Raw genomic sequence first — 2,039 nt, forward strand, 5'->3', positions numbered from 1 at the left:
TCWGAGCTGAAGCGGTGTCTGAAGTAGATGCAATTATGCCAGTCGTCAAAACCCTTGATGACCGCTTATCCTCCCTAGTAGGGGAACCTGACGATACCTCTGACGATACCCCTAAGGATAAGGAGGACATACCTGTAGATACAGGCTCCTTTATGCCATGCTTCGCCATTGCCCCACACAATGATGGGTTAGTTAGAGCCTACGTTGATGTAGATACCATTATCGGTGTCGAAGAAGGCGAGCTTTTTGACGAGCAACTAACGGCTATCGCTACTGTATCAATGGCCCACTATTTTACTAAGCTAGACTTAGAAGAGACATTGGCTCTAATCAAACAGTATGCTATATAGAGAAATAACCACTAAAAGGACTTATCATGCTTATTGATATAACAGATGCAACACCAGAAAAATTAAGAGCCACCATTACTCAGTTATTGGCAAACACGAATAACCTTGAGGAATCAATGAGGAAGTTAGTAGCTGAACGTAATACGCTAGCCGAAATAGTGAATAGGCTAATGGGTGGTGCGTTTATGGCTGACTATAAACTGCGACGTAAATGGATGCTGACACCAGCAGGCATCGTTGATGAAGGGCAGTTCTTGCCTGAGATTGACGACTCAATCACCATTCATAAGATCAAAGGACACCCATCAGCAAGAGCCTTACGCATGGCCAATGTTATGTTACCTAAGATTGTGACGCATGTTACACCAACCTACTATCCTGTATATTATGGATGGGAAAAGTACTTAACATTTAAAGATGTTCCCGAAGGCGCTGAGGTGACTATGACGGAAGTCAAAAAACATTTACCAACACAAGCAGCCGTATTAAACGATTTATTGGAAACCCTCAAGCCAGTTCGTGATAAACAAAAAGATATCGCAAAACGACGAGAGGACGGAATGTTTTCTATTGTGGATTGATATGACTAAATTTATACCTATATCCCCTACTACGTTATCGACTATGATAACTTGCCCTAGGCAGTTTGAAGCTAAATATTTGACAAAGGAAGTCCAGTTCAAGGATACCCCAGCGACAATACACGGAACAAGACTGCATAAGGCAATGGAGGACAGCTTAGTACAAGATGCGGCACTGCCTGCGGAGTTTTCTTATTTACAACCATATGTCGATAAGTTTAAAAACTTCCCAGGTAAAGTGTCGTCAGAAACTAAATTGGCTATTGATAAGCAAGGGAATCCTTGCGAGTGGAAAGATAGGTATATAGGCGGCATTGCGGACGTCATTACCATAAAAGGTTCGCATGCCTTTATTGGTGATTTAAAAACTGGTAAGTATAAGGAGGATACGCTACAGCTTTCTATACTTACCAAATGTCTGTATGCTAATTACCCAACTATACAGACAGTTAATGCTGCACTGTTTTTTCCACATATCAACAAATTATTTTCGTTCAAGACATCACGCGAAACCGTAACCTACGAAGGATTAGAGAAAGAGATTAAGTTTTATGAAGCGGTAATTGAGCGTGGTGAGTTTAAACCTAAACCTGGCGGCTTGTGTCGTCAATGGTGTGATGTTTTTAGTTGCCCACATAATGGGAGGAACAAATGATGGAATTGCTTCAGTGGGTATGTGTACTGATTATTATGTATATGCTGCGACATGACTTTCTTTACAATATATATCTCACTCATGAAAAGCGAAAACTCAACACTGATGAAATTGAACGTATCTTTAGATGCGTAGTGGTATGGAGTTTGCTCTTCGCAATGCTTATTACCAATTTTGTCGCTTGGCTAGGTTTCATGTTAAGGAGTTAATTATGGCAAAGATGACAGATGAAGCCCGTGTGAAACGTGACCTCAAAGCGTTTTTTAACGAAATCGGTGCATATTGGTTTATGCCAGCAACACATGGCTATGGTCGCAGTGGTGTGCCTGATTTTGTTGTATGTAAAGATGGTCACTTTTTCGGTATAGAATGTAAAGGCACGCCAAAAAATAAGACAACAATCCTGACAACGCCTTGAGTTAGGATAAGAGTACTCAAAGCTGGCGGTGGTAT

General features: G+C 41.1%; 4 protein-coding genes. All 4 read left to right on the forward strand.

Annotated elements, in window-relative coordinates:
- Positions 1-350: hypothetical protein (locus V757_RS28615; protein ID WP_162146561.1), on the forward strand; the 350-nt coding region annotated here is incomplete at its 5' end.
- A gap of 26 nt (positions 351-376) precedes the next feature.
- Complete coding sequence (locus V757_RS18280) at positions 377-931, forward strand: hypothetical protein (RefSeq protein ID WP_023949872.1); 555 nt, start codon at positions 377-379, stop codon at positions 929-931.
- Positions 932-1,010: 79 nt separating this feature from the next.
- Positions 1,011-1,586, forward strand: a complete 576-nt coding sequence (locus V757_RS18285; RefSeq protein WP_245586957.1) for a hypothetical protein — start codon at positions 1,011-1,013, stop codon at positions 1,584-1,586.
- A 211-nt stretch (positions 1,587-1,797) separates the two neighbouring features.
- Positions 1,798-2,004, forward strand: a complete 207-nt coding sequence (locus tag V757_RS18295; RefSeq protein WP_023949878.1) for a VRR-NUC domain-containing protein — start codon at positions 1,798-1,800, stop codon at positions 2,002-2,004.
- Positions 2,005-2,039: the final 35 nt, after the last annotated feature.

Source organism: Pelistega indica (assembly GCF_000506865.1).
Lineage (GTDB): Bacteria > Pseudomonadota > Gammaproteobacteria > Burkholderiales > Burkholderiaceae_B > Taylorella > Taylorella indica.